The sequence below is a fragment of the Methylobacterium terricola genome (assembly GCF_006151805.1).
Classification (GTDB): Bacteria; Pseudomonadota; Alphaproteobacteria; order Rhizobiales; family Beijerinckiaceae; genus Methylobacterium; species Methylobacterium terricola.
Genome location: NZ_VDDA01000007.1, coordinates 30418 through 49100 on the forward strand (window position 1 = coordinate 30418; position 18683 = coordinate 49100).

Sequence of the window (18683 nt, forward strand, 5' to 3'; positions counted from 1 at the left end):
GGCCACTCAGGAGCATCCAACCCCGACAGGTGGAGGCCCGGATGATCACCTTCTACTTCAACGGCTCGCCCAACCCGACCAAGGTCGCGCTCTTCCTGGAGGAGGCGGGTCTCGCGTACGAGCCGGTGGCCGTGGACACCCGCAAGGGCGAGCAGTTCGCGCCCGAGTTCGTGGCGCTGAACCCCAACGGCAAGGTGCCGGTGATCGTCGATGATGGGACGACCGTGTTCGATTCGAACGCGATCCTGCTCTACCTCGCCGAGAAGACCGGCCAGTTCCTGGCCCCGGCTGTGGAACGGGCTCAGCTCCTGTCCTGGCTGATGTTCGTGGCGACCGGGATCGGGCCGTTCTCGGGCCAGGCGGTGCATTTCCGCAATTTCGCCCCGGAGAAAGTCCCCTACGCCAACGACCGCTATCAGTACGAGGCGAAGCGCCATTACGGCGTGCTCGACCGGCACCTCGCCGAGCGCGAGTGGATGGTGGGCGAGGCCTACGGCATCGTCGACATGGCGGTCTGGGGCTGGTCCCGGATGCTGCCCTTCATCCTCGGCGAGGGCGCCTTCGACGCGTTCCCGAACCTGAAGCGCCACCACGACGCCATCGCGGCGCGCCCCGCCGCCGCCCGGGCGATCGCCCTGAAGGATCGCTTCCCCTTCAAGGCCGAGCTGGATGCCGAGGCGCGGGGGCACATGTTCAAGCATATCAAGCCGGCCGCCTGAGCCGCGACCAAGGACAGGGAGGAACATGCCATGAAATCGTTCGACAACCCGTTCAAGCGCGGCCTCGCCGAGAACCGGCCCCAGGCCGGCCTGTGGATGACCACCGGCTCGCCCGGCATCACCGAGCTCGCCGCCGGGGCCGGCTTCGCCTGGATGCTCATCGACATGGAGCATTCGCCCAATGACCTGATCCAGGTCGTCGACCACCTGCGGGCGGCGGAGGGCGGCACCGCCGAGCCGGTGGTGCGGGTGCCGTGGAACGAGCCGGTGATGGTCAAGCGCCTGCTCGACCAGGGCGCCCGGTCGCTGATGTTCCCGTTCGTGCAGACTGCCGAGGAGGCGCGCCGGGCCGTCGCGGCGACGCGCTATCCCCCGCACGGCATCCGGGGCTTTGCCGGCACCTCGCGGGCGACCGGCTACGGCCTGCGCCCGGACTACCATAACCGCTCGGGCGACGAGGTCTGCGTCGTGGTGCAGGTCGAGACGCAGGAGGCGCTGGAGGCGGCCGGCGAGATCGCCGCGGTGGAGGGGGTCGACGGCGTGTTCATCGGCCCGAACGACCTCGCCGCCAGCATGGGCCATCTCGGCCAGCCCAATGCGGTCCCGGTGCGCGAGGCGATCGCCGCGGCCTTGCCGCGCATCCGCGCGGCCGGCAAGGCGGCGGGCCTGCTCGATTTCAACGAGGCGTCGGCCAAAGCTGATTTCGAGGCCGGCTTCGGCTTCGTCGCGGTGGCCGGCGACGCCTTCCTGCTCGCCCGCGAGACCCAGCGGGTCGCCACGCTGTTCGGCGCCAAGCTGTTCGACGCTTAGATCCTCCCGGAGACATCCATGGCCGCCCTGTCGTTCCAGCACCGTTACGAGCCCGCGACCACGCCCGAGGCGGTGCCGCTCCTGCTCCTGCACGGCACGGGGGGCGACGAGGACGACCTCCTGCCCCTCGGCCGGGCCTTGTCGCCCGGGGCGGCCCTGCTGTCGCCCCGCGGCCAGGTGCTGGAGGGCGGCGCGCCGCGCTTCTTCCGCCGCCTCGCCGAGGGCGTGTTCGACGAGGCTGACGTGGTGCGCCGGGCCGGCGACCTTGCCGGCTTCGTGAGTGCCGCGCGGGCGGAGTACGGGATCGCCGCACCGCTCGCCGTCGGCTTCTCGAACGGCGCCAACATCGCGGCGGCGCTGATGCTGCTGCACCCGGGCGTGCTCGCCGGTGCCGTGCTGCTGCGGGCGATGGTGCCGCTCTCCGACCCGCCGGAGGCCCGCCTGACTGGCGAGCCGGTGCTGATCCTGTCCGGCCGGATGGACCCGATCGTGCCGGGCGACAACGCCGCGCGCCTCGCAGGAATGCTGAAGCAGGCAGGCGCTACGGTCACTCACGAGGTGCTGCCCGCCGGCCACGGCCTGTCGCAGGCGGATCTGGTGCGGGCGAAGACGTGGCTGACCGGGCGGCCCTGACCTGTCGCCGTGACTCGGACAGGTCTTCCAAACAGACAGCGGCAGCCGGCGTTGGCGTGACGCTGCCGAGCCGTGCAGGACTTGCTCGACGGACCTGAAATCCTCCGCGTCGTCCCGGGGCTCGGCGTAGCCGGACACCCCGGGACGACATAGCGCGTGTTACGGCGCCGCGAAGAACTTCGGATCGAGCGCCGCCAGCGCGATCAGCGGCGCCGGCATCACCACGCCCGCGACGCGCATCGACCGTGCCGCCGCGCGACAGGCCTGGATGTCGTTGGCGCCCGCCGCGGCATCGACCTGCGCGATCTGTTCCGGGCTCGGCTTCTTCGGCGCCGGCGCTGCGACCGGGGCAGCGGCGGCCGGCGCAGGAGCGGCTTGCGCGGGGGCAGCTTGGGCAGGAGCAGCCTGGGATTGCGCCTGCGCCTGGCCCTGCGGGCCGGAGGCGCCGGGCCCGGTCTGGGCCACCGGGCCGCTCAGGCCCGATTTCTGCTGCACCTCGCCGGCGCCGCCGCTCGGCTGCTGGGCCTCGCCCTGCTTGGGCGCCGATACGGCGACGGCGGCGGGCTGGGGAGCGCTGGCGGCGGGAGCGTCCGGCGCCTTCGGGTGCACGAAGGCGACGAGCTCCTGGCACAGATTGGCCGGCGGGCCGGCGGCCTCGGCCGCGCCGAGGGACGCGACGAGGCCGGCGGCGGCGAGGATGACGATGCTGGTCCGGCTCACGAGCCCGTCTCCGCCTTGTGGTGGCCGCCCTGGCCGGGATCCTTGATGTCGCCGGTCCAACGCGGGCCGACGAGGTTGTTGCCCGGATCCGAGACCCGGGCGCCGGACGTGGCGAAGGCCTGGTAGGCGAAACGCTGGTTCTCGGCGAGCAGGAAGCTCGCCGCCGTGGCCAGGACCAGGGCCGCCGCCACGGCGACCAGGAAGGCTTTCATCGCTGTCTCCGCCCCGTTCTCATTCCGCCGGACTCACTCTGCGGGCACCTGACCACGGCCGAGCTGCGGCCCGCTCGCGGTCTTGGCCTGCTGCTCTTTCACCCAGAGATCGTGGTGCACCTTGGCCCAGGCCAGATCCACCTCGCCGCTGCCCATGGCGTCGTAGGCGCCTTCCATGCCCAGCGAGCCGATATAGATGTGGGCCAGGATGCCGGCGATGAACACCACGCCGATCAGCGAGTGGATCACCTGCATGATCTGCATCCCGTTGATGTCCGTCGCGGCAAACGGGAAGATCATCATGATGCCGGTGGCGCCCATGGCCAGCCCGAAGCCGACCACCATCCAGAACACCATCTTCTGGCCGGCATTGAAGCGGCCGGCGCTCGGATGCGCGTCGCCGAGCAGGCCGCCGCCCTGCTTGAGCCAGATCCAGTCGATCTTGCCCGGGATGTTGTCGCGCACCCAGAGCACGAGCATGAACAGCACGCCGAGCATGAACGGCCAGGCGAGGTAGATATGCGCGTACTTGCCGTACTGGGCCAGCGTCGCGAACGCCTCCGGTCCGATCAGCGGCATCAACAGCCGCTTGCCGAAGATGTAGTTCAGCCCCGACAGCGACAGCACGATGAAGCAGGACGCCGTCATCCAGTGCGAGAAACGCTCGAAGGCGTTGAAGCGCAGGATCTTCTTACCCGATTCCTCGCTGTGCTCGAGGCGGATGCGCCCGCGGGTGAAGTAGAACAGGCCGAGCGCGGCCAGCATGCCGAGCACCACCAGCCCGCCGATCCAGGGCAGCCAGGATTCGCGGAACTGGCGCCATTCCCGCCCTTGCGGCTGGATCAGGTTGGCGGCGGTGGCGTTCGGGATCGAGATCCGGCCGTGGATCTTCGGGTCCTGCTTGAACAGCATCTCCTCGTTGACCGAGGAGGCGGTGGGGTTGGGGGCGCCGTCGGGCGCGCGCACCTGCGCGACGGCGGGGGCCGCCAGCGCCAGGGTCGCCGCCAGGAGGGCGATGGAGGTGAGCCTGCGCATCGGTGCCCCTCAGATCGCGATCGTCTCGCGGTAGGCCGTCTTCCAGCCCCACGCGCCCGAGCCGTAGCCGCGCTTGATCACCCGCTCCTTGTAGATCTGGGCGATCATCTCGCCGTCGCCGGCGAGCAGCGACTTGGTCGAGCACATCTCGGCGCAGAGCGGCAGCTTACCCTCGGCGAGACGGTTCGAGCCGTACTTCTCGTACTCGGCGACCGAGAGGTCGACCTCGGGGCCGCCCGAGCAGTAGGTGCACTTGTCCATCTTGCCGCGGGAGCCGAAATTCCCGACGCGGGGATATTGCGGCGCCCCGAACGGGCAGGCGTAGAAGCAGTAGCCGCAGCCGATGCACAGGTCCTTGGAGTGCAGCACCACGGCGTCCGCCGTGGTGTAGAAGCAGTTCACCGGGCACACCGCCGCGCAGGGCGCGTCGGTGCAGTGCATGCAGGCCATCGAGACCGAGCGCTCGCCGGGCTTGCCGTCGTTGAGGGTGATGACCCGGCGACGGTTGATGCCCCACGGCACCTCGTGCTCGTTCTTGCAGGCGGTGACGCAGGCGTTGCATTCGATGCAGCGGTCCGCGTCGCAGAGGAACTTCATTCGCGCCATGAGGATCCCCTCCCTTACGCTGCGCTGATCTGACAGAGGGTCACCTTGGTCTCCTGCATGCCCGTCACCGGGTCGAAGCCGTAGGTGGTGACGGTGTTCACGCTCTCGCCGAGGACGACCGGGTCGGCGCCCTTCGGGTAGAAGTCGCGCATGTCCTTGCCCTGGTACCAGCCCGAGAAGTGGAACGGCATCCAGGCCACGCCCTTGGCGACGCGGTCGGTGACGAGCGCCTTCACCTTGGCCTTCGCGGTGTTCTCCGGGCCGTAGACCCAGACGAACTGGCCGTCCTTAATGCCGCGCTCGGCCGCGTCCGCCGTGTTGACCTCGACGAACATGTCCTGCTGCAACTCGGCGAGCCACGGATTCGACCGCGTCTCCTCGCCGCCGCCCTCGTACTCGACGAGGCGGCCCGACGACAGGATGATCGGGAACTGCTTGGCGATCCCGCGATCGACCGCCGCCTTCTGCACCGAGAAGCCGACATTGGGCATGCGGAACTGCCGCTCGTCCAGCCGGGTCGGGTACTTGGCGACGAGGTCGGGGCGGGGCGAGTAGACCGGCTCGCGGTGGACCGGCACCGGGTCGGGCAGGTTCCAGGCATTGGCCCGGGCCTTGCCGTTGCCGAACGGGATCACGCCATGATCGAGGCAGACCCGCTGGATGCCGCCCGACAGGTCGGTGGCCCAGCTGACCGCGTCGGGGTTGTTGCCGCCGATCCGCTGGATCGTCGCCAGCTCGTCCGCCGTCAGGTCCTTGTCCCAGCCGAGCTTGCGGAACACCCCGAAGGTGAATTCGGGGTAGCCGTCGGTGAGGTCGGAACCCAGCGAGAAGGAATCTTCCGCCAGCAGGGTCGCGCCGTTGCGCTCGGTGCCGAACCGGGCCCGGAAGGTGCCACCGCCCTCCTTCACGTGCAGCGACGTGTTGTAGAGGATGTGCGTGCCCGGATGCTTCAGCTCCGGCTTGCCCCAGCACGGCCACGGCAGGCCGTAATAGTCGCCACCGACCTCCGGGTCGTCCTTCGGCGCCCGCAGGGTGACGAGGTCGAACTTGTGCTGGTTCTTCATGTGCGCCTTCAGGCGCTCGGGGCTCTGGCCGCAATAGCCCGTCGACCAGCCGCCGCGGTTGATCTCCCGCAGCAGGTCCTCGGCATCCGGGACGTTGTCGACGACCTTGATGCCCTTGAACAGCGTCTCGGCGAAGCCGAGCTTCTGGGCCATCCGGTAGATGACCTCGTAATCGGTCTTCGACTCGAAGGCGGGCTTGACGACCTGCTCCCCCCACTGGATCGAGCGGTTCGAGGCGGTGCGCGACCCGTCCATCTCGAGCGAGGTGCAGATCGGCAGGAGGTAGGTGTTGTCCTTGCGGGCATCCATCGCCGCGAAGGTGGTCGGGTGCGGGTCGGCGACCACGAGCAGCTCCAGCTCCGCCATGCCCTTCACCGCCTCGGGCATCCGGGTCACGGTGTTGCCGCCGTGGCCGAACACCATCATGGCCTTGAGCGGGGTGCGCTGGTCGACCTGGTCGGCCGGCAGGCTCACCGCGTCGAACCACCGGGTCGAGGTGAGGCCCGGGGTCTCCATGTTCTCCTTGCGCGTGCGGGCCTTGCGGCCGGCGCTGGCCGGCACCTCGTCGAAGCGCGACTGCAGCCAGTCGTACTCGACGTCCCACACCCGGGCCCAGTGCTTCCACCCGCCCTCGACGAGGCCGTAATAGAGCGGCAGCGTCGTCACATCGAGGCCGAGATCGGTGGCGCCCTGGACGTTGGTGTGGCCGCGGAAGATGTTGGTGCCGGTGCCCGGCTTGCCGACGTTGCCGGTGGCGAGGCACAGGATGCAGAGAGCCCGCACGTTGGCGGTGCCGACCGTGTGCTGGGTCGCGCCCATGCACCAGATCAGGGTCGAGGGCTTCTCCTTGGCGAACAGCTCGGCGACGCGCTTCAGCTGCTCACCGGGCACGCCCGAGACCCGCTCCACCTCGTCGGGCGTCCACTTGGCGACTTCCTTGCGCACGTCGTCCATCGCGTAGACGCGCTGAGCGATGAAGGCCTTGTCCTCCCAGCCGTTCTGGAAGACGTGCCAGAGGATGCCCCAGATCACCGGGATGTCGGTGCCCGAGCGGATCCGCACGTACTCGTTGGCGTGGGCCGCCGTGCGGGTGAAGCGCGGATCGATGACGATCATGTTGGCGCGGTTGATCTCCTTGCCCGACAGCACGTGCTGCATGGAGACCGGGTGCGCCTCGGCGGGATTGCCGCCGAGGATGATCATCGTCTTGGCGTTGCGGATGTCGTTGTAGGAATTCGTCTGGGCGCCGTAGCCCCAGGTGTTGGCGACGCCGGCCACCGTGGTCGAGTGGCAGATGCGGGCCTGGTGATCGACGTTGTTGGTACCCCAGAACGCCCCGAACTTGCGGAACAGGTACGAGGCCTCGTTGGTGAACTTGGCCGAGCCGAGCCAGTAGACCGAGTCCGCGCCGTTCTTGTTACGGATCGCCTGGAGCTTGTCGGTGATCTCGGTGATCGCCTGCTCCCAGGAGACCCGCTGCCACTCGCCGTTGACGATCTTCATCGGGTAGCGCAGGCGGCGGTCGCTGTGGACCAGCTCACGGATCGCCGCGCCCTTGGCGCAATGCGCCCCGCGGTTGATCGGGCTTGCCCAGGACGGCTCCTGGCCGACCCAGACGCCGTTCACCACCTCGGCCGTGACGGTGCAGCCGACCGAGCAATGGGTGCAGATGTTCTTGCGGATCACGGCCTGGGCCGGATCGGCGGACGAACCGGCGGCCTGGGCCGGGCGCACCGCGCCGAGCCGCACCGTGCCGAGGGCCGCCAGCCCGCCGGCGGCCAGCCCCGATTTTCGCAGGAAGCCGCGACGGTCGAGGGTATGGGCGGTCAGGCCCGCGGCGAGGGCCTGGTGGCTGCCGCGGCCCGCAACGCCGCTCCTGCGCTTGGTCAGCATCGCCGGTCTCACTTCTTCAGCGTCTCGTAGCCGTTGGTGCGGTAGAAGGCCTTGACGTGATCGGTCTCGCGGTAGCGCGACCGGGTCTCGGCATTGCCGGGGTCGTAGGCCTGCGCCTCGGTGGTGCCCAGCGGCACGGAGGCGACCGCCGCCGCCGCCGCGGCGGTGCCGCCGCCGAGCGCGCGGAAGAATTGCCGCCGCCCCATCCCGGTCTCGTCGTCCGTCCGGGTCTTGTCGTCCTGCCGCATGGCGGCTCTCCTCTTCGTGTCCGCTTCCCGGCCCAACTCGTCTGTCCGGTCCATCTCGGCCCGGCCCGCCCCGTCCCGACCCACCTCACGCCTCCATGGCGAAGGCTTCGGCCTCGATCGTCGTGAACACCTCGCCGAGCTCGCCGACCGCACGGTAGAACGGCGTGGCCGCCTGCGCCGCAACGTCGGTGAAGAAACGCCCGATCCATGGCTGCAGATGCCGCTCGAAGAAGCGATGATCGGCGCCCGGCTCCGCCGGCAGGCGGCCCGAGGACAGGTTCGCCATCACCTCGAGCAGGGTGGCGGCGGCATCCTCCGGCTCGCTCGACGACGGATCGCGCTCGATCCCGAGCGCGGCGAAGTCCTGGCGCACCTTGGCCAGCGGCCGCTCGTTGAGGAAGCCGGTGAGGTAGTACGAGGCATAGGGCATGATCAGCCCGCGCCCGACGCCGACGAACAGGGCGAAATAGTCGCGCCCGACCTCGCGCGGCTCCGCCTCGCGGGCGGCGCGGCCGAGGGCGGCATGGGCCTGGCCGAGGGGCGACCCGTCTCCGTCGAGAGTCTGGATCGCCGCCAGCAGGTCGGGCGCCGGCGCGCGGCCGAGCACGGCCGCCAGGAGATCATATTCCTGTGCGCGCAGAGCGTCGATCTCGTCGACCGGACCGGGCCCCTGGTTCACCATCACCTCGTACTGCGCGTTTCCGCCATCGGAGCCTACCGGCTGACTGGCCTCCCCCATTTGGAGGATGCGGCGCCCCGTCGCCGGCACCATAGCGAGGAATCAGTAGGGCGCAATTCGACTTTCTAACGCTTCAAATCGGCAATGCCCCGCCATGGCGTCGCAGGCGGGGTGGGGTGGGGGGCTCCGGGGCCGGTTCGGGACGGTCGGGAGCGAGCCTCAGGACCGCATCGGCCGGGGAAGAGAGCAGAGGCGGATGGGGCGAATCGCCTCCCGCGGCGGGAGGGGAGAGGGTTTCACCCCCCTCGTCGCGGGCGACACTCGGCGGCGCATCGATCCCGGAGGGAACGACCCGAGGGTGAGGGAGCGGTGCCGCAGGCGTCTCGTCCGGAAACACTCCATCACCGTTGCCCTCCGGGCCCCCCTCACCCTCGACAGGGGGGGGGACGGCCTCTCCCGGCCCGCGGGGAGAGGGGACGTCCGCGTTCTCCCTGGCGACGTCGCTCTGATGGGAAGCGGTGGAAGGCTTCTCCTCCGCACTCCCGAACACCTTCTCCACCATCGCCCGCACGTCCTCGGCCGAGATCGCGCCGCCGGTGCCGGGCACGCCGCCGGGGGTGTTCCAGTCGTAGGCGTATTCGCGCGCCTCGCTGACGAAGTCGCGGATCGCCGGGTCGACCGACCACATCCGCCGCAGAGCCGCATTGCGCAGCGCCCGCGGCACGCCGGCACGCAGGAACGGTGTCAGGTCGGTCGCGGCGGTGAGCGCGTCGAGGGAAGGCAATCGCGCCAGTTCCTCGGGCGTCAGGGTGCCTTCGTCATCGGCCGGCGCCGCAACCGGTTCGGCCGGAGCCGCCTCGGGGGCGACCTCCGGCGGCCGACGTGCCTCGTCGCGCTTGCGCCGCGACCAGCGGGAGAGGAAGCCGTCGCTCACGACTCCTCCGGCCGGCGCCGGGCGCCCGCTCCGTGATTCGCCCCCTGCCGCGCGAGGGCCTCCGGGTCGGCCCGGTCGCGCTTGCGCTTGTGGAAGACCCGCTCGACGTGGAACGCCCGATAGAAGGCGCCGACCTCAGCCTGGATCTCCAACGGCATCGGCACCGCCTCGACGATCTCGCCGATGCCCTCGGCGAGGGATTCGCCCTCGTAGGGATCGGCGGTCACGGTGGCGACGGCGTAGGTCTCGGGCGCCGTCTCGCGGAGCGCGACCCAGAGCGAGGGCTGGGCCGCCGCGAGGTTGTCGCCGTAATGCGCCGTCTCGGCCGGGTGAAGCTCGACCTCGTAGGCCCCGGCGTAGAAGGTCTCCTCGTCCTCGGAGGCCGAGAGGCGGGTCCAGGGCGCGGTGCCGGGCAGTCCGGCGAGCACCGCGACGGGGAGCCAGGCATGGCTCGCCCAAGGCCCTTTCAGGCGGCGCTTGGCGACGACGACCCCGACGGAGATCAGCTTCGTGCTCATCAGGCCTCTCCCGTGACGACAACCGGGAGGCCGGCGATCAGGTTCTGCGGCTTCATCGTCACCAGCCGGTCGGCGTTCATGGCGAGCAGCAGGTAGACCGGTTTGCCGCCGAGGCGCGGATCGGCACGGGACGGATCGAGGATCGTGAGGCGGAACAGGGTCAGCACCCGCTCGCGGGTGGCCGCATCGACCGCCTCGCCGCGCCACAGGGCATTGCCGATCCGCGTGCCCTCGGCGTCGAGCCCGACGAACCAGCGCCAGTCCTTGTCCTCGATCGCGGCGATCGGCTCGACCGCGACCTCGACCGCCAGCAGGTGGCGGATGAAGGCCTCGATCGCGCGGGCCAGCCCGTCGCGGCTCTTCGGGTCCGAGCCGAGGTTGAGCGCCATGCTGAAGGCGTCGGACCGGCTCCAATAGGTCCAGGTGTTGTCGGCGGTCAGCACGTCGAGCTCGGAGACCGGCTCGCGGCCGAGCATCGCGACGAGCGGCGATTGCCGCCCGGCGCCCTCGGCCTCGTCGATCAGCTCCGCATCGGCGAGGAGCAGCGTCCCATCGCTGAGCGAAGCCCGCTGCGGCCGGAAGAACATCTCGGCGGCACGCAGGGTATAGGGGTCGTCGCAGCCGTCGAGGGCGTTGCGCAAGATGAGGTGCACGAGCTGGTTGAGGAAGAGCGGCGGCGTGCCGGAGGCCCCCCGGCGTGCGAGGTCGAGATAGGCCGCCTCGACCGAGCGGGCGGCGAGCAGCCGGTCGCGGAAGGCGAGGATCATCTCCCAGTTCTCGCGGGCATCGGCGTCGGCCATCGCGGCGATCTCCGCGGGCGCCACCGGGCGGCGGGGATCGGCGAGCAGGGCGGCGTGCAAGGCCCGCTCGGCGTCGCAGGCCTCCTCCGGCGGCACCAGCTCGGGACGGGCGAGGTAGGCCAGCAGCAGCTCGTCGGTGACGACGAGCCCGCCGCCCTCATCGCGCCGGGTGAGGTGATGGCCGCTCGAGACCCAGAATTCAGGCATGACGGGCTCTCAGGACGGGTTCCGGTTGAGCAATCCGGCGAGGTCGACCCGCTCCTCGGGCTCCTCGTCGGTCTCGTAGAAATCGAAGGCGCGGGCATAGGCGTGGCGCCGGTCGGAGCCCGGCACGGCGCCCTCCCGCGGGCGCAACGCCCGGAAGCGCTCGCGGATCTCGCCATCCTCGACCGTGCGGTGCAGGGCCAGCACGGTGCCGACCGGCGGGGCACAGAGGGATTCGGCCACCGCGATCTCCTCCCGCGCGGCGGCCTCGGCGCTCGCCCGGTCCGGCGCGCCGAGGCGCGTCTGGATCTGAGCGGCGAGCGCCGCGACGGCGGCCTCGCGCTCAGGCTCGCTCGCCTCGCTCACCACCACCAGGGTCGAGAAGCCGAAGGAGTCGATGCCGACGAAGCCGGCCCGGAACGCCGCCCGCTCCTTGCCGACGAGGGACTCGGGGTCCACGTCGAGGAACAGGAAGCTCCCGGTCACCGCCCATTCGCCGGGCGGGGCGGCGTGGGGGAAGACCAGGGTGTCGGAGGGGTCGAGCCGCAGGGTGCGGGGGAGCTTGAGGCTCACAGGCGCGGGCCTCCCCGGGCCGGATCGAACCAGCCGGTCCCGTCGAGGGTGAGCGGCCCGTCGGCGGCGTCGAGATAGTCCCGCGCCCGGGCGACGGACGCCGCCGGCCCGTCCTCGGCCCAGAGCGACAGGCCGCGCAGGAGGTGGCGGGCGAAGCTCTCGACCAGGGCGTCGGCGCTCGCCTCGAAGCCCTCCTCCTCGAGCGAGGTCGACTCGGGGGTATGACCGGGATCGCCCGCATCGCGCTTCGAGGCGATCAGCATGGCGGAGAAGACCAGCCAGTCCGGAACCGCCTCCTCGGGGCAGGCCTCGGGCCAGGCGAGGCGCCCGCCGCCGAGGCGGGCGCGGTCGAAGACCAGCGTGCCGGCGGAATCGAGGATCACCGGCTTGTCGGGCGGGGCGACGCTGCCCACCGCCTCGGCGAGCGCCGTGAGGCCGACGAGCCCGGCGCGGCGGGCGATCGCCAGCGGCTCCTCGGGCGCGAGCACCACCGCGAGGTCGACCACCCCCGGCCGCGCCCCGACCACCAGCGTGCCGGCGGCCTCATGGTCGGCCTGCGCGAGCGCACAGGCCCGGTCATGCGCCGTCCCGGCCGTGGCGGCCAGCCGCAGCGGCCGGAAGGCCGGGGGCAGCATCAGGCTGCGTATCTCCGCGAAGGTCATGAGCAAGGGTCGAGCGAGAATGCGGGAATGCCGGGGGCGCCTGCGCGCACGTGTCGGGTCGTTCTTTTTAACGGCTCGTATATAGCGCTGGAGACGTGAACAAGGGGCATGACGCCCCAGGGGGCCCCGGAAGGCGGCTCCCTCGGGGTGCCCAGAGGCGCGAGGCGCCGTCGGAGACGCGTGTGGTGTCGGATCGGATCGTGATCGCCTGTTCCTGCGAGGGCAGCATGCCCCTCGATGCGGCGGCGATCGGCAGGGCCTGCGGTGGTCGGCTGGAGACGGGCGATCAGCTCTGCGGCCGCGAGCTGGAACGCGTGCGGTCGGCGATGGCCTCGGGCAACCCCGTCACCGTGTCCTGCACCCTCAAGGCGCCGCTGTTTCGCGAGGTGGCCGAGGAGCTTGGTGCCGAGGACCGCGTCGCCTTCGCCAATATCCGCGAGACCGCCGGCTGGTCGGTGCAGGGAGGCGATGCCGGCCCCAAGATGGCGGCCCTGCTCGCCGCGGCGGCCGAGCCGATGCCGGCCCCGGCGAGCGTGAGCTTCGAGAGCCAGGGCGTCGCCCTGGTCTATGGCCGCGACGAGGTCGCGATCGAGGCCGGCCGGCGCCTCGCCGACCATCTCGACGTCACGGTGCTGCTCTCCCGCCCCGGCGAGGTCGCGCCGCCGCGCTCCGGCGAGATCCCGGTGCTGAAGGGCACCGTGCGGGCCGCGACCGGCCATCTCGGCGCCTTCTCGTTGCGGATCGACGACACCGCCCTGCCGCTGCCCTCGTCGCGCCGGACCCTCGAATTCGGACCGTCGCGGGACGGGGCGACCTCGACCTGCGACATCGTCGTCGATCTGACCGGCGGCGTGCCGCTCTTCCCAGGCCACGAGCTGCGCAGCGGTTATCTCCGCGCCGATCCGCGCGATCCGGCAGCGGTCGAGCGGGCGCTGTTCGAGGCCTCCCACCTCGTCGGCACCTTCGACAAGACCAAGTTCGTCGATTTCCACGCCGAGCTCTGCGCCCATTCGCGCTCGCGCATCACCGGATGCACCCGCTGCCTCGAGGTCTGCCCGACGGGCGCCATCGCGCCGGCCGGCGACCACGTCGCGATCGACCCGCATGTCTGCGCCGGCTGCGGCTCCTGCGCCTCGGTCTGCCCGACGGGCGCGGCGGCCTACGCCCTGCCGCCGGCCGACGCGCTGCTGCGCCGCCTGCGCCGGCTGCTCACCGCCTACGCGAAGGCCGGCGGCACCGCGCCCGTGCTGCTGATCCACGACGAGGCGCACGGCGCCCCGCTGATCGACGCGCTTGCCCGATTCGGCGACGGGCTGCCCGCCGACGTGCTGCCGCTCGCGGTCAACGAGGTGACGCAGGTCGGCCCCGAGGCGATCGCGGCGGCCTTCGCCTACGGCGCCGGTGCGGTGCGGTTCCTGGTCCGGGCCCGGCCGAAGCACGACGTCGCACCGCTCGCCCGCAACGCCGCCCGCCTCGGAACGGTGGCGGAGGCCCTCGGCTACGGGGCCGATGGGGTGTCGCTGATCGAGACCGACGATCCGGACGCCCTCGGCCAGACCCTGGCGGAGTCCGCCCGCGGCACGCCGGCCCCGACCCCGTCGGGCTTCATGCCGGACGGCGACGTACGCGGCGTGCTGCGCTTCGCGGTCTCGGAGATGCACCATGCGGCGCCGCAGCCGGTCGACCGGGTGCCGCTCGATGCCGGGGCGCCCTTCGGCGGGCTCGATTTCAAGACCGAGGCCTGCACCCTCTGCCACGCCTGCGTCGGCGCCTGCCCGACCGGGGCGCTCGCCGACGACCCCGACCGCCCGCGCCTGACCTTCGCCGAGAGCGCCTGCGTGCAATGCGGCCTGTGCGCCGCGACCTGCCCGGAGGACGTGATCGGCCTCGTGCCGCAGCTCGACTTCGCCGCGTGGGCGGCGCCACGCCGGGTGCTGAAGGAGGAGGAGCCGTTCGCGTGCATCGCCTGCGGCAAGGCCTTCGGCACCCGCAGCACCATCGAGCGGGTGATCGGCCGCCTGCAGGACCGCCACTGGATGTTCGCGGGCCAGGCCGGCGAGCAGCGGATCAAGGCCCTGATGATGTGCGACACCTGCCGGGTCTCGCACGTCCTCACCCAGGGCTTCGACCCGCACGCGGCGGAGGAGAACCGGCCGAAGACCTCGGAGGACTATATCCGGGCGCGGCAGGGAACGCCGCAGGGGTGAGGGTCACGCCCTGATCTCGCCGGCGATCTGGTACAGGTCGCCGATGACGGTCGGGACGTCGATCCCGGTCGCCAGGGTCGCGCCATGGGCGATGCCGTTGCGCCAGCCGTCGTAGCGGATCGTCCGGCGACAGGCATCGGAGTCGACGTTGAGCCGGTCGAGCACCAGGGCGGCCCGGTCCTCGAACTTCGCCCACATGTTCTCCGGGTCGTGAGCGTCCCAGGCACGGCGGTCCTCCCAGCGGATGCTGCTGCGGCGGGCGCGGACCGCCCATTCGGCGACCCGGTTGATCTCGGCTTCGAGCTGGCCCCAGATGAGGATGAAGTAGGTGGAATCGTTGATCTGCCGCTTCTGCGCGACGCGCTCGATGAGCGCGGCGTCCGCAGCGTCCCGCGCCTGCGCGGCTTGCGCATCGAGGGCGGTGGCGATTTCCGAATAGACGGCGGTGATGGCCGCCAGATGCTTCACGGCAAAGGCCCTTACTGGATGGCCCTGGCGAGCGACGCGCGAGACAACGGCTCGACGGCGAGACGATCCAGGCCAGGGGCGATGGTCCAGCGCGGCGGCGCGAAGATGCCGGCCTTGTCGAGGATCACGAAGCGGTTCTGGCCGGCGGACAGGTCGATCCGGCCGTTCACGCCGATGATCCACAAACCTCCGGGAGCGAAGGCGGCGACCTCCGTATCCGCCTCGACGAGGCGCAGGACTGGCAGCCGGACCGGCGGCACGCCGTAGGCGCGCATCACCGGCTCGTCCATGACGGTCGTGCCGTCCCAATCGACGCCGAGATGCGGGAACCACTCCGCGATCTCGCGATAGAGGTCGTCGATCCGCCTCCGCCAATCATCGATCCGCGCGCGCAGATGCGCCGCGTCGAGGACGGTCCCGTCTTCTGACAGCTCTTCGATGACGCTCAGCATGACGATCTCCGCGGCTCAGTGTTCCGCCCGCCCGGTCCCCCGTCAATGCTCGTGGTGACGCGACGGCAGGAGCGTCTCACCGCGTCGCCTGCTCCAGGAACCGCACCAGCGCCGCCCGGTCCTCGGCCGCGGTGACGGTCTGCTCCGGCATCTTGGTGCCGGGGGTGAAGCGGGCGGGGCCGATCTCGAACAGCCGGGCGATGGTCTCGGCGTTCCAGACGATGTCGAGCTGCCGGAAGGCGGCGGAGTAGGGATAGTCCGGGACCGTCGCGATGCGGCGGCCGAACACGCCGTGGAGGGTCGGGCCGGCGCGGTTGCCGCCATCGGGCGTCAGGGTGTGGCAGGCCTCGCAGGCGCGGAAGACCTGGGCGCCGCGGTCGCCGGCGAAGGCCGCGAGCGGGTCGGCCGGGCGGTTCATCGCCAGCGGCCCGATCGGCTCGCCGGTGGCGAGGTCCCAGCGCCGCACCAGCCGGTCGCCGCCGCCGGTGATAAGCTCGTCGGCGCCGCGGAACGCGAGCGACCAGACCGGCAGGCCGGGCCCGACCAGGGTGAGCCGCACCCGTGCCCCGGCCCGGTCGACCACCGCCACCGCACCGCCGACCGTGGCGGCGGCGATCCCACGCCCGTCGGGGGACAGCGCCAGCGCCACCACCGGGCGCGGGCCGATCTCCAGGCTGGCCCGGACGGTCCCGTCCGGCCGCAGCAGGCGGAGATGGCCGTCGGCGCCGGCGGCCGCGATCTCGCCGTCGGGGGCGACCGCCACGGCGTTGACCGGCGCTTCGGTCTGGACCGTCACCGGCGGTCCCGTCTCGGGCCAGATCCGCACGGTCGCGTCGTAGCCGGCCGTCACCAGCCGCCCGTCGGGCAGGAACGCCACGCCGTTGACCGGGCCGCGATGGCCCTCCCGCACCACCGGCGCGGTCCCGTCGAGGGGCGTGACCCGGGCGGTGCCGTCCCAGGACGACGAGGCGACGCTTCGCCCGTCCGGCGCCACGGCGAGGCCGGAGACCGGGCCGGCATGCAGGCCGAGGAGGCGCTCCGGCGCAGCGCCGTCGCGCCACAGGGCGATGCGGCCGTCCTCGCCCCCGGTGAGGAGCCCGCCATCGGGCAGGAGCGCCACCGCGTTCACCGCACCATCATGGATCCGCAGGATCCGCAACGCCGCCCCGTCCTCGACCGACCACAGGATCGCCGAGGCGTCGAAGCTGCCCGAGAGCGCCTTCCGGCCGTCCGGCGTCACGACGAGTGCCCGCACCGGCCCGCCATGGCCGCGCATCGGCACCTCGGCACGGACGGCGAGGGGCAGGGTGGCCGCGAGGACGACGAGGGCGAGGCGGAGGCGAGCACGCATGCGGCGAACGGGTCCCGAGGAAGCCATGGGCTGTACCGCCCGGCCCCCGCGGACGGGAAGGGGAAGCGATGACACGGGGGGGCGGCGCCTTGACAAGAATGGCAATGTTATATTGTTACAAATGCGGAGGTGCCCATGCTCGATTCACGCCCATCCCCCTCGCTCCGGTCCGACACCCTTCCCCGCGATCCCCGCCTGCCGGTCACGGTCCTGTCCGGCTTCCTCGGTGCCGGGAAGACCACGCTCCTCAACCACGTGCTCGCCAACCGGGACCACCGCCGCGTCGCCGTCATCGTCAACGACATGAGCGAGGTGAACATCGATGCCGACCTGGTGCGGGCCGGCGGCGCCGACCTGTCGCGGACCGACGAGCGGCTGGTCGAGCTGACCAACGGGTGCATCTGCTGCACCCTGCGCGACGACCTGATGCACGAGGTGCGGCGCCTCGCCGGGGAGGGGCGCTTCGATGCGCTCCTGATCGAGGGCACGGGCATCGCCGAGCCGCTGCCCGTCGCCTCCACCTTCTCGTTCCGCGGCGAGGACGGCCGCTCGCTGTCGGACGTCGCCCGTCTCGACACGATGGTGACGGTGGTCGACGCGGTGAACCTGCTGCGCGATTACGGCTCGCAGGATTTCCTGCGCGACCGCGGCGAGACGGCCGGGGACGAGGACACCCGCACCCTGGTCGATCTCCTGGTCGAGCAGATCGAGTTCGCCGACGTGGTGGTGATCAACAAGGCCGGCGACGTCTCGCCCGGCCAGCGCGACCTCGTGCGCGCGGTCGTGCGCGGCCTCAACGGCGACGCCAGGATCGTCGAGGCGGAGTTCGGCCGGGTGCCGCTCGGCACCGTTCTCGAGACCGGGCTGTTCAGCGAGGAGCGGGCCCAGACCCACCCGCTCTGGTACCGGGAGCTCTACGGCGCCGCCGAGCACGTGCCGGAGACGGAGGAATACGGCGTCGCCTCCTTCGTCTACCGGGCCCGCCGGCCGTTCCACCCGGCCCGCTTCGACGCCTTCACCAAGGAGACCTGGCCGGGGCTGATCCGCGCCAAGGGCCATTTCTGGCTCGCGACCCGTCCGGACTGGGTCGGCGAGTTCTCGCTCGCCGGGGCGACCGCCCGGGTGACGCCGCTCGGCCGCTGGTGGGCGGCGGTGCCGCGGGCGCGCTGGCCGGAGCATCCGGAATGGCGCGAGGTGCTCGCCCGGCACTGGAGCGAGAGCTGGGGCGACCGGCGCCAGGAACTCGTCTTCATCGGCACCGAATTCGACGAGGCGGCGATCCGGCGCGCCCTCGATGCCTGCCTGGTCGGCGGCGAGGACGGGCCGGTCAGGGCGGACCGGAGCCTGCCGGATCCGTTCCCGGCCTGGGGGGCGGCCTGATCCATGTTCCCGAGCCTGAAAGCCCTCCGCCTGCGGGTTCGGGAACAGGCTCCGGCGCGCCAGGCGCTCGCGGCCCGGGCGCGCCGGGTCCTGGCCCTTGCGGAGGCGGACGCGCTGTCGGTCACCGAGATCGCCTGCACCGATCCCGGCTGCCCGGACACCGAGACGGTCATCCTGGTGATGCGCGCTCGGGTGCCGACCCGGGCGCTCAAGATCGGGAAGCCGATCGAGGCCGTCACCGATGCCGACGTTCTCGACGCCGAGCGGGAGGCGGAGAAGGGCGGCCACGGGGGAGGAGACCTCCCGTCGAGCCGGCGTCGGGTCGAGGGCTTGCGCCATCCGCGCTAGGGACCCGGGCAGCGAAGGGGGGTTATCGCGCGTCCCTCGCTCCCCGGCCGTGCCGAGCCGGCCGGGCCGAGCGACGGGTGGGGCCCCGACCTCCCGCGACATTTTCTCCCCCGAGGTCGCGGCCCAGCGCCGAAACCTTGATCCCGGCCGGGGCTTGCCGCATCGGC

At 71.6% G+C, this 18683-nt stretch carries 21 protein-coding genes; 6 read left to right on the forward strand and 15 right to left on the reverse strand.

Annotated elements, in window-relative coordinates; translation table 11 throughout:
- Positions 1-41 precede the first annotated feature (41 nt).
- The 3 genes from FF100_RS17095 to FF100_RS17105 are packed head-to-tail and all read left to right on the forward strand — an operon-like array spanning position 42 to position 2162.
- The gene (locus FF100_RS17095; RefSeq protein WP_139036893.1) at positions 42-719 is read left to right on the forward strand and encodes a glutathione S-transferase family protein; all 678 of its coding nucleotides are present in this window, start codon (positions 42-44) and stop codon (positions 717-719) included.
- A gap of 30 nt (positions 720-749) precedes the next feature.
- On the forward strand, positions 750-1529 hold the full coding sequence (locus FF100_RS17100) for an HpcH/HpaI aldolase family protein (RefSeq protein WP_139036894.1): 780 nt from the start codon (positions 750-752) through the stop codon (positions 1527-1529).
- 18 nt (positions 1530-1547) lie between these two features.
- Positions 1548-2162, forward strand: a complete 615-nt coding sequence (locus FF100_RS17105) for an alpha/beta hydrolase (RefSeq protein ID WP_139036895.1) — start codon at positions 1548-1550, stop codon at positions 2160-2162.
- 159 nt (positions 2163-2321) lie between these two features.
- On the opposite strand, the gene FF100_RS17110 is transcribed toward FF100_RS17105, so the two are convergent.
- The 12 genes from FF100_RS17110 to FF100_RS17165 form a co-directional block, all read right to left on the reverse strand.
- Entirely contained in the window at positions 2322-2882 is a 561-nt protein-coding gene (locus tag FF100_RS17110; protein ID WP_139036896.1) for a hypothetical protein, read from the reverse strand.
- Complete coding sequence (locus FF100_RS17115; RefSeq protein WP_139036897.1) at positions 2879-3094, reverse strand: hypothetical protein; 216 nt, start codon at positions 3092-3094, stop codon at positions 2879-2881. Before FF100_RS17115 ends, FF100_RS17110 begins: the two co-directional genes overlap by 4 nt.
- Before the next feature lie 33 nt (positions 3095-3127).
- Positions 3128-4129, reverse strand: a complete 1002-nt coding sequence (locus tag FF100_RS17120) for a formate dehydrogenase subunit gamma (RefSeq protein ID WP_139036898.1) — start codon at positions 4127-4129, stop codon at positions 3128-3130.
- Between the two features lie 9 nt (positions 4130-4138).
- On the reverse strand, positions 4139-4735 hold the full coding sequence (gene fdh3B, locus FF100_RS17125) for a formate dehydrogenase FDH3 subunit beta (protein WP_048442646.1): 597 nt from the start codon (positions 4733-4735) through the stop codon (positions 4139-4141).
- 14 nt (positions 4736-4749) lie between these two features.
- Positions 4750-7692: a formate dehydrogenase subunit alpha gene (locus FF100_RS17130; RefSeq protein ID WP_139036899.1), complete on the reverse strand. Its 2943-nt coding sequence runs from the start codon at positions 7690-7692 to the stop codon at positions 4750-4752.
- 8 nt (positions 7693-7700) lie between these two features.
- A complete protein-coding gene (locus FF100_RS17135; protein WP_139036900.1) occupies positions 7701-7940 on the reverse strand; it encodes a formate dehydrogenase in 240 nt (79 codons plus the stop codon).
- Between the two features lie 85 nt (positions 7941-8025).
- A complete protein-coding gene (locus FF100_RS17140) occupies positions 8026-8622 on the reverse strand; it encodes a TorD/DmsD family molecular chaperone (protein ID WP_139036901.1) in 597 nt (198 codons plus the stop codon).
- A gap of 130 nt (positions 8623-8752) precedes the next feature.
- Positions 8753-9553 (reverse strand): DUF3306 domain-containing protein, encoded by an 801-nt coding sequence (locus FF100_RS38640; RefSeq protein WP_139036902.1) that lies wholly within the window; start codon positions 9551-9553, stop codon positions 8753-8755.
- A complete protein-coding gene (locus FF100_RS17150) occupies positions 9550-10071 on the reverse strand; it encodes a DUF3305 domain-containing protein (protein ID WP_139036903.1) in 522 nt (173 codons plus the stop codon). The genes FF100_RS38640 and FF100_RS17150 overlap by 4 nt, the downstream gene beginning before the upstream one ends.
- On the reverse strand, positions 10071-11078 hold the full coding sequence (locus tag FF100_RS17155; protein WP_139036904.1) for a DUF6352 family protein: 1008 nt from the start codon (positions 11076-11078) through the stop codon (positions 10071-10073). Before FF100_RS17155 ends, FF100_RS17150 begins: the two co-directional genes overlap by 1 nt.
- A 9-nt stretch (positions 11079-11087) precedes the next feature.
- Entirely contained in the window at positions 11088-11648 is a 561-nt protein-coding gene (locus FF100_RS17160) for a DUF6505 family protein (RefSeq protein ID WP_139036905.1), read from the reverse strand.
- Positions 11645-12310 carry a biotin/lipoate--protein ligase family protein gene (locus FF100_RS17165; RefSeq protein ID WP_139036906.1) on the reverse strand — a complete coding sequence of 222 codons (666 nt, stop codon included), beginning with the start codon at positions 12308-12310 and terminating at the stop codon, positions 11645-11647. The genes FF100_RS17160 and FF100_RS17165 overlap by 4 nt, the downstream gene beginning before the upstream one ends.
- A 227-nt stretch (positions 12311-12537) precedes the next feature.
- Here FF100_RS17165 and FF100_RS17170 point away from each other — a divergent pair, with 227 nt between their 5' ends.
- Positions 12538-14517: a 4Fe-4S binding protein gene (locus FF100_RS17170; protein WP_139037068.1), complete on the forward strand. Its 1980-nt coding sequence runs from the start codon at positions 12538-12540 to the stop codon at positions 14515-14517.
- A gap of 3 nt (positions 14518-14520) precedes the next feature.
- Here FF100_RS17170 and FF100_RS17175 read toward each other — a convergent pair whose 3' ends face one another.
- The 3 genes from FF100_RS17175 to FF100_RS17185 form a co-directional block, all read right to left on the reverse strand.
- The gene (locus tag FF100_RS17175; RefSeq protein ID WP_139036907.1) at positions 14521-14985 is read right to left on the reverse strand and encodes a hypothetical protein; all 465 of its coding nucleotides are present in this window, start codon (positions 14983-14985) and stop codon (positions 14521-14523) included.
- 11 nt (positions 14986-14996) lie between these two features.
- Positions 14997-15437: a hypothetical protein gene (locus FF100_RS17180; RefSeq protein ID WP_139036908.1), complete on the reverse strand. Its 441-nt coding sequence runs from the start codon at positions 15435-15437 to the stop codon at positions 14997-14999.
- Positions 15438-15513: 76 nt separating this feature from the next.
- Complete coding sequence (locus FF100_RS17185) at positions 15514-16788, reverse strand: c-type cytochrome (protein ID WP_139036909.1); 1275 nt, start codon at positions 16786-16788, stop codon at positions 15514-15516.
- 135 nt (positions 16789-16923) lie between these two features.
- Here FF100_RS17185 and FF100_RS17190 point away from each other — a divergent pair, with 135 nt between their 5' ends.
- Both FF100_RS17190 and FF100_RS17195 read left to right on the forward strand, forming a co-directional pair.
- Complete coding sequence (locus FF100_RS17190; RefSeq protein ID WP_139036910.1) at positions 16924-18168, forward strand: GTP-binding protein; 1245 nt, start codon at positions 16924-16926, stop codon at positions 18166-18168.
- Positions 18169-18171: 3 nt separating this feature from the next.
- Positions 18172-18516 (forward strand): hypothetical protein, encoded by a 345-nt coding sequence (locus FF100_RS17195; protein ID WP_205824924.1) that lies wholly within the window; start codon positions 18172-18174, stop codon positions 18514-18516.
- The last annotated feature ends 167 nt before the right edge of the window (positions 18517-18683 follow it).